Origin of the sequence: Methylobacterium oxalidis, from assembly GCF_007992195.1 — a bacterium.
In the GTDB taxonomy this organism is placed as follows: Bacteria; Pseudomonadota; Alphaproteobacteria; order Rhizobiales; family Beijerinckiaceae; genus Methylobacterium; species Methylobacterium oxalidis.
This window is the reverse complement of the sequence record NZ_BJZU01000095.1, coordinates 1-7,611: the sequence shown is the minus strand read 5'-3', so window position 1 is coordinate 7,611 and position 7,611 is coordinate 1. Positions and strand designations below refer to the sequence as shown.

Here is a 7,611-nt window from a genome sequence, read left to right as displayed (position 1 = left end):
CGCCGGCTCCGCCTGCGCCGACCCGGCGCGATCAAACGCACGCGACCTCTCCCGGACGGGAGAGGTGGGCGCTAGAACAGGCTGCCCTGGCGGGACGCGGGTGCCTCGGCGGGCGGGTCCGGGCGCGGGGGCTTGGCGCGTCGCGCCGGGCGCCGGGGCGTCGGCGTGTCCTCGCCCTCGCCCTCCGCCCGCACCGCGGCGGTGCCGTCCGCGAAGGTGACGGTGAGGCGCTCGCCGGGGCGCAGGGCGGCGGCCGCGCGCACGCTCGCGCCGGTCCCGTCGCGCACCAGCGCGTAGCCGCGGGCGAGCACCGCCCTGTAGCTCAGCGAGCCGAGCAGCCGGTCGAGGCCGGAGAGCGCGTCGGCCCGGCGGCCGATCTGGTGGAGGATCGCCGTGCGGGGCCGGTGGTCGATCGCCGCGAGCCGCGCGCGGGCGCGGGCGAGGCCGAGTTCCGGCGGGTGGCGGGCGAGGCGCTCCAGCACGCGGCCGAGGCGCTCGCGGAAGGTGCGGGCGTTGCCCGCGAGCGCCGGCCGCAGGCGGGCCTCGGCGAGGTCGAGGCGCTGGCGCTTGCCCGCCAGGAAGGCGTCGGCCGCCGGCATGGCGCGCACGCTGGCGCGCAGGTCGCTGCGGTCGCGGTCGAGCTTGCGCAGGATCGCCCCCCGCTGGCGTCGGCCGAGATCCTCGATCTGGCCGATCAGGTCGGCGCGCACCGGCACCGCCATCTCGGCCGCGCCCGTCGGCGTCGGGGCGCGGCGGTCGGCGGCGTAGTCGATCAGGGTCGTGTCGGTCTCGTGGCCCACCGCCGAGATCAGGGGGATCGCGCTCTCGAAGGCGGCGCGCACCACCGCCTCCTCGTTGAAGGCCCAGAGATCCTCGATCGAGCCGCCGCCGCGGGCGACGATCAGCACGTCCGGCCGCGGCACCGGGCCGCCGGGGGCGAGCGCGTTGAAGCCGCGGATGGCGGCCGCGACTTCCTCGGCCGCCCCCTCCCCCTGCACCCGCACGGGCCAGACGAGGACGGGCCGGGGGAAGCGGTCCTCCAGCCGGTGCAGGATGTCGCGGATGACCGCCCCGGTCGGCGAGGTGACCACGCCGACGACGCGCGGCAGGTAGGGGATCGGGCGCTTGGCGTCCGCCGCGAACAGACCCTCGGCCGCGAGCGCCCGCTTGCGCTCCTCCAGGAGCGCCATCCAGGCGCCGATGCCGGCGGGCTCCAGGCTCTCGATCACGATCTGGTAGGAGGACTTGCCCGGGAAGGTCGTGATCTTGCCCGTGGCGACGACCTCCAGCCCCTCCTTCGGCTTCTGCCGGAGGCGGCCGAGGGTGCCCTTCCAGACCACGGCATCGATCTTGGCGTTGCCGTCCTTGAGCGAGAAGTAGGCGTGGCCCGAGCCGTGGGGCCCGCGGTAGCCCGAGATCTCGCCGCGCAGGCGCACGTGGCCGAAGGCGTCCTCCAGCGTCCGCCGCAGCGCCACGGCGAGGTCGCCGACGCTCCACTCGGTCTGGTTCGTCGCGGCCCGGTCGGGCCGGGCCTGCGGCTCGGTCGGCGGCTGGGGCTGCGTCAGGGCGGCGAGGATGGACATGGGGCCGGAGGCTAGCGCCGGGCGCCGCCCCGGTCGAGGGCGCCGGGGCCACGGTGGCGCCGGAGCGGCGATTCACCAGAGGGAAAACTCGGTGGCGAAGTCCGTCGTCTTGAGGCGGCGGCAGGTCTCGGGCTCGGCCCGGCAATCGGCCCGCGGCATCAGGCTCAGGCGCCCGCCCTCCCCGGCCGCGAAGTGCAGGGGCACCGGCGCCTCGTCCGACTTGGCGAAGGCGAAGCTCACCTCGACGCGCAGGAAGTCGAACTGCGTCCGGTCGGCGTAGAGGATGAGGTCGCGCGAGACGGCCTCGCCCGGGTTGAGGTCGGAGGGCTCGGCGGGCGCGTCGGTCGCCCCCTCGAACAGGGTGCCCTGCCGCAGGATCACGGTGCCGGGCTCGGTGAGCGCGTAGTCGCGCGCGGAGCCGACGCTCGCGGCGGCCGGCAGGCTCGCGGCGAAGGCCGCGGCCCGGCCCGGATCGGCCCCGAAGCGGGCGCTGATCCCGACCACGTTGTAGGTGAGGCCGAGGATCCTCACGCCGGTCCTGCCGACGTTGGTGCGGGTGACGGTGGAGCGGATCGCCACCCGGTCGCCGCGCTCGCCCGCCCTGACGAGGTCGGTCCTCACCGAGACGGCGGGCGGCTCCAGCCCCGGCTTGATCCGGGCCTCGTAGACGAAGGTGTAGACCGCCCAGGCGCCGGCCGCCACGATGGCCAGCGTCTGGACGAGGCTCGCGGCCTGCTCGATCGTGACGCGGCGCCTCCTCTCCTGCGTCATCCGGCGCGTCCCTCTCCCGGTGCCGGCGCGGCCCGGTCCCGCGGCCAACCGCGGGGCGGCGCGCGCCGTTCCCGCATCGCGACCCGCGACATCGCGCGGGTCTGTCGAGGATTCTCCTTTCCTCCCGCGCGGTTTTTGAGGAAAACCCCGGACCCATGAACATCCTTCTGATCGGCTCCGGCGGGCGCGAGCACGCGCTGGCCTACGCGCTGGCCAAGAGCCCGCTCTGCACCCGCCTGTTCACCGCGCCCGGCAACCCGGGCACGGCGCAGCACGGCGAGAACCGCCCCGACCTGCCCGTGGCCGACCACGCGGCGGTGCGGGCCTTCTGCGAGCGGGAGGGGATCGGCCTCGTCGTGGTGGGGCCGGAGGCGCCGCTGGTGGCGGGCCTCGTCGACGACCTGACGGCGGCCGGCATCCGCGCCTTCGGCCCGACGAGGGCCGCCGCGCAGCTCGAGGGCTCGAAGGGCTTCACCAAGGACCTCTGCGCCCGCTACGGCATCCCGACCGCGGCCTACGCGCGCTTCTCCGCGCTCGACCCGGCCCTCGCCTACCTGCGCGAGACGGGCGCGCCCATCGTCGTGAAGGCGGACGGGCTCGCCGCCGGCAAGGGCGTGACCGTGGCCGACACCCTCGAGCAGGCCGAGGCGGCCCTGCGGGCGCTCCTCTCCGAGCCCGGCGCCGAGGTGGTGATCGAGGAGTGCCTCGTCGGCGAGGAGGCGAGCTTCTTCGCCCTGTGCGACGGCACCCGGGCGATCCCCGTGGGCACGGCCCAGGACCACAAGCGCGTCTTCGACGGCGACCGCGGCCCGAACACCGGCGGCATGGGCGCCTACTCGCCCGCCAGCATCGTCACGCCGGAGCTGGAGCGCACGGTGATGGAGACCATCATCGCGCCGACGCTGCGCGGCATGCGCGAGCGCGGCACGCCCTTCACCGGCATCCTCTACGCCGGCCTGATGCTCACCGAGGCGGGACCGAAGCTGATCGAGTACAACACCCGCTTCGGCGACCCCGAGGCGCAGGTGCTGATGCCGCGCCTCGCCTCGGACCTCGTCCCCGCCCTGCTCTCGGCCTGCGACGGCGACCTCGCGGGCGTCGCCCTCGAGTTCGACCCGCACCGGGCGGCGCTGACCGTCGTGATGGCGGCGGCCGGCTACCCGGGCACCGTGGTGCGCGGCTCCGAGATCCGCGGCGTGGCCGAGGCGGCGGCGAGCGTCGACACCCACGTGTTCCAGGCCGGTACCCGCGCCGAGGGCGACCGCCTCCTGGCCGACGGCGGCCGGGTGCTGGCGGTGACCGCGCTCGGCGACAGCGTGATGGACGCGCAGGCCCGCGCCTACGCGGCGGTGGCCCGGATCGACTGGCCGGAGGGCTTCTGCCGCCGCGACATCGGCCGCCGCGCCGTCGCCCGGGAGGTGGCGGGCGAGGGCATCTGAGCGGCGCCCCCGAAGCGGCGCCCCCGAAGCGTGGCATCCGGGGCGCACCCGGCCGGGAAAGCGCGGCCGCAGGGCCCCGGTGACGGCCCGTTCACCCGGTTCCGGTTGAATCGTGTCCGGCCGCCCCGGCAGAACGGGGCGCGTCCTGAACCCGCGAATCACGAAAGCCGGTCGATGACCCACGCTCTGGCCCAGCTCCTCCTCACGGTCGCCTCCGTCATGGCCGGCATCCTGTTCCTCGACGCCGTCGACGCGCCGGCCCGCAAGGCCGCCCGGCGGCTCGCCGGCGTGGCGAAGGGCCTGCAGGGCAAGTAGGCCGGGAGCCGGCGCCGGGCGCCCCGCCCGCGCCGCCCGCTCACGCCGCCTGTGCGGCGTCCGCGGCCCGGGCGCTCAGGGCGGCCAGCATCTCGGCGACCTCGCCGGCCGGGCGCGGCGCGCTGAACAGGAAGCCCTGGATCTCGTCGCAGCCCTCGGCCCGCACGGCGGCGAGCTGGTCGGCCGTCTCGATCCCCTCGACCACCGTGGTGATGCCCAGATGCGCGCCGAGCGCCACGAGCGCCCGGATGATCGGCCCCGGTTCCGCGAGATGGCCCGCCTCGCGCACGAAGGAGCGGTCGATCTTGATCTTGTCGAAGGGGAAGCGGCGCAGGTAGCTCAAGCTGGAATAGCCGGTGCCGAAATCGTCCATCGAGATGCGGATGCCGGTCCGGCGCAGGAGGTGGAGCGTCTCCAGGTTCGCCTCGGTGTCGTCGAGGAGGACGCTCTCGGTGATCTCCAGCTCGAGCCGCTCCGGCCGCAGCCCGCTCGCGGCCAGCGCCAGCAGCACCGTCTGCGCGAAGGTCTTGTGGCGCAGCTGCACCGCCGAGACGTTGACGGCGAGGCTCACGGGCTCCGGCCAGGCGGCGGCGTCCCGGCAGGCCCGGTTCAGCGCCCACTCGCCCATCGGCACGATCAGGCCGGTCTCCTCCGCCACGGGGATGAAGACGGCGGGGCTGACGAGGCCCCGCTCCGGGTGGCGCCAGCGCATCAGCGCCTCGAGCGTGCGCACGCCGCCGCTGCCGGCCTCGACGAGCGGCTGGTAGTGCAGCTCGAAGGCGCCGGTCCCGACCGCGGCGCGCAGGTCCCGCTCCAGGACGCGGCGGGTCTCGGCGCTCTCGTCCATCGCCGCCGCGAACAGGCAGGCCTGGCCGCGCCCGCCGCCCTTGGCGTGGTAGAGGGCGGTGTCGGCGTTGCGCAGCAGGCGCTCGACGTCGTCGGCCTCGCCGCCCGCCATGGCGATGCCGGCGCTCATGCCGATCTCGACCGTGTAGCCGCCGAGCTCGTAGGGCGCGCTCACCACCGCGATCAGCCGCTCGGCGAGGGGCTGGGCGCCGCCCTCGTCGGCGACCCGGTGCAGCACCGCGAACTCGTCGCCGCCGAGCCGCGCCACGAGGTCGCCGCCGCGGACGTTGGCGCGGAGCCGCTCGGCCACCGCGCGCAGGAGCGCGTCGCCCACCGCGTGGCCGTGGGCGTCGTTGACGGCCTTGAACCGGTCGAGGTCGAGGCAGAGCATGGCGAGCCGCCCCGCCCCGGCGCGGGCCTCGCCCATCAGCGCGGCGCCGTGCTCGCGCAGCGCGGTGCGGTTCGGCAGGTCGGTGAGCGCGTCGTGGCGGGCCATGTGGGCGATGCGCGCCTCGTTGCGGCGCCGCTCGGTGATGTCCTCGAAGGTCGAGACCCAGCCCGCAATCGATCGGGCGGTAGAGGACGGCGATGACCCGCCCGTCCGCGAGCTCCCGGTGGATCGGCGCGGCCTCCGCGGCGACGAGGGCGAGGCGCGTGCCCTCGCACAGGCTGTCGACGGTGGTCTCCCGGCGGTACAGGCCGTTCGCCACCAGAACCTCGCAGAGCGCGCGCTGGCTCATGCCGACCTGCACGGCCTCGGCCGGCAGCCCGAAGATCTCCCGGTAGCGGTCGTTGCAGACGAGGAGGCGGGACTGCGCGTCGAACATGCACAGGCCCTGGACCATGTTGCTCAGCGCCGCCTCGAACAGGCAGTTCTGCTCGGCGAGCCGGTGGTTCGAGGCGGTCAGGCCGTCGAGGGCCGCCGACAGGGCGGTGCGCGCCGCCTCCTCGCGGCTGACGTCGGTGCCGATGCCGCGGTAGCCCGCGAAGCTGCCGTCCCCGGCGAAGCGCGGCTCCCCGCTCACGCGCAACCGGCGCGTGCCGCCGTCCGGGTGGGAATAGGTGTAGTCGAAGTCGCGAAACCCCTCGCGCCGGGCCATCGCCTCGCGATAGGGTCGCCAATGGTCCTCGTCCGTCCCGTTGACGGCGATCGCGTGGCGGGCGCGGCCCATCAGCTCGCTCACGTCCCGGCCGAGGAAGCGGCCGATGCCGGGGCTCAGGTATGTGAAGCGGCCGTCGGTGTCGGTCTCCCAGAACCAGTCGGAGGCGACCTGCGCGAAATCTTCCAGGAGTTGTGCGGGCATCGGATCACCGTCGCAGATGCCGAGATCTTGACGGGTATGTCTTAAGATTTGTCTTCGTCGATACCCTGCGCAGGTTGCGCAATATTCGGGCTGAACGCTACGATTTCGGGCGAGGATGGACAGTTTCTGCGCTCCGGCACCGCGAGATCTGTGCCGGCGCGGGCGAGGGACGCGTGGAGGAGGCCGGCATGGACGCGGATCGGGACGCGGATCGGGACGGGGACGGCGGCGGGGACCTGTTCCCCGGCTTCGAGGCGCTCTGGATCGAGGGGCCGGGCGGCCGGGCCTTCGCCCGCGCGGGCGGCCCGGAGGGGGCGCCGCCCCTCCTCCTGCTGCACGGCTTCCCACAGACGCACGCGATGTGGCACCGCCTCGCCCCCGACCTCGCGCGGGACCATCGTGTGGTCTGCCTCGACCTCAAGGGCTACGGCTGGTCGGCGGCGCCGGAGGGCGGGCCGGGCCACGAGGCCTACGCCAAGCGCACCCTCGGCCGCGAGATCGTGGCCCTGATGGAGAAGATCGGCCACGTCCACTTCGCCCTGTGCGGGCACGACCGCGGCGCCCGTGTCGCCTACCGGCTCGCCCTCGACGAGCCGGGCCGCGTCGCCCGGCTCGCCCTCCTCGACATCGTGCCGACGCTCGTCCAGTGGGAGCGGATCGAGGCGCATCCGGGCATGAACGCGCACTGGAGCTTCCTCGCCGGGCCGGCGCCCCGGCCCGAGGACGAGATCCGCGCCCGCGGCCCGGACGCCTACTACGAGGGCCTGCTCGCCGGCTGGTCGGGGACGAAGGACCTCTCGGCCTTCGACCCGCGGGCGCTCGCCCTCTACCGGCAATCCTGGACCGTGCCCGAGCGCATCCACGCCATGTGCGAGGATTACCGGGCCGGCGCCGGGCCCGACCGGGCGGCGGACGCGGCCGACCTCGCCGCCGGCCGCACCCTGCCGATGCCGGTCCTCGTCCTGTCGAGCGACGCCTACCTGGAGAAGGACAAGCCGGAGACCGCGCTCGCCGCCTGGCACCGCACCTTCGCGCCCCATGCCACGGGCGAGCGCATCGCCTCCGGGCACTTCCTCGCCGAGGAGAACCCCGGCGCGACCCTCCCGGCGCTGCGCGCCTTCCTGGCGGGGTGAGGCGGGTCCCGCGCGATCGAGGCGGACGCGGGTCCCCTCTCCCGTCCGGGAGAGGGACAGGGTGAGGGGAGCGGGTTTTCCGGAGAGGCCGCACCCCTCACCCGGTCCGCGTGCCGCGGACTCGACCTCTCCCGAACGGGAGAGGTGGGGCGCCCCGGCCCCGCCTGCGCCGACTCGAAAAAATCGGGCGCGGGTCCCCTCTCCCGTTCGGGAGAGGGAC

6 protein-coding genes and 1 pseudogene are annotated in these 7,611 nt (G+C 75.2%); 3 read left to right on the top strand and 4 right to left on the bottom strand.

The genetic code is table 11. The features are described from left to right. Nucleotides 1-71 precede the first annotated feature (71 nt). Both xseA and MOX02_RS20990 read right to left on the bottom strand, forming a co-directional pair. A complete protein-coding gene (gene xseA, locus MOX02_RS20995) occupies nucleotides 72-1,583 on the bottom strand; it encodes an exodeoxyribonuclease VII large subunit (RefSeq protein WP_147027751.1) in 1,512 nt (503 codons plus the stop codon). Between the two features lie 72 nt (nucleotides 1,584-1,655). Then, nucleotides 1,656-2,354 carry a hypothetical protein gene (locus tag MOX02_RS20990; protein ID WP_147027750.1) on the bottom strand — a complete coding sequence of 233 codons (699 nt, stop codon included), beginning with the start codon at nucleotides 2,352-2,354 and terminating at the stop codon, nucleotides 1,656-1,658. Between the two features lie 155 nt (nucleotides 2,355-2,509). Here MOX02_RS20990 and purD point away from each other — a divergent pair, with 155 nt between their 5' ends. Next, on the top strand, nucleotides 2,510-3,793 hold the full coding sequence (gene purD / locus MOX02_RS20985; RefSeq protein ID WP_147027749.1) for a phosphoribosylamine--glycine ligase: 1,284 nt from the start codon (nucleotides 2,510-2,512) through the stop codon (nucleotides 3,791-3,793). A gap of 174 nt (nucleotides 3,794-3,967) precedes the next feature. Further along, nucleotides 3,968-4,108, top strand: coding sequence for a hypothetical protein (locus tag MOX02_RS31420; protein ID WP_170267947.1), 141 nt, complete (start codon nucleotides 3,968-3,970; stop codon nucleotides 4,106-4,108). 40 nt (nucleotides 4,109-4,148) lie between these two features. On the opposite strand, the gene MOX02_RS32275 is transcribed toward MOX02_RS31420, so the two are convergent. Both MOX02_RS32275 and MOX02_RS32270 read right to left on the bottom strand, forming a co-directional pair. Continuing rightward, complete coding sequence (locus MOX02_RS32275) at nucleotides 4,149-5,450, bottom strand: putative bifunctional diguanylate cyclase/phosphodiesterase (RefSeq protein WP_238179359.1); 1,302 nt, start codon at nucleotides 5,448-5,450, stop codon at nucleotides 4,149-4,151. Nucleotides 5,451-5,577: 127 nt separating this feature from the next. After that, a pseudogene (locus MOX02_RS32270) lies at nucleotides 5,578-6,258 on the bottom strand (PAS-domain containing protein); the annotation flags it as partial. Between the two features lie 188 nt (nucleotides 6,259-6,446). Here MOX02_RS32270 and MOX02_RS20975 point away from each other — a divergent pair. Further along, entirely contained in the window at nucleotides 6,447-7,391 is a 945-nt protein-coding gene (locus MOX02_RS20975) for an alpha/beta fold hydrolase (protein WP_147027748.1), read from the top strand. The last annotated feature ends 220 nt before the right edge of the window (nucleotides 7,392-7,611 follow it).

Coding starts and splice junctions, on each gene's coding strand:
- xseA (WP_147027751.1), bottom strand. CDS start 1,583: ATGTCCATCCTCGCCGCCCTGACGCAGCCCCAGCCGCCGACCGAGCCG.
- MOX02_RS20990 (WP_147027750.1), bottom strand. CDS start 2,354: ATGACGCAGGAGAGGAGGCGCCGCGTCACGATCGAGCAGGCCGCGAGC.
- purD (WP_147027749.1), top strand. CDS start 2,510: ATGAACATCCTTCTGATCGGCTCCGGCGGGCGCGAGCACGCGCTGGCC.
- MOX02_RS31420 (WP_170267947.1), top strand. CDS start 3,968: ATGACCCACGCTCTGGCCCAGCTCCTCCTCACGGTCGCCTCCGTCATG.
- MOX02_RS32275 (WP_238179359.1), bottom strand. CDS start 5,450: ATGGCCCGCCACGACGCGCTCACCGACCTGCCGAACCGCACCGCGCTG.
- MOX02_RS20975 (WP_147027748.1), top strand. CDS start 6,447: ATGGACGCGGATCGGGACGCGGATCGGGACGGGGACGGCGGCGGGGAC.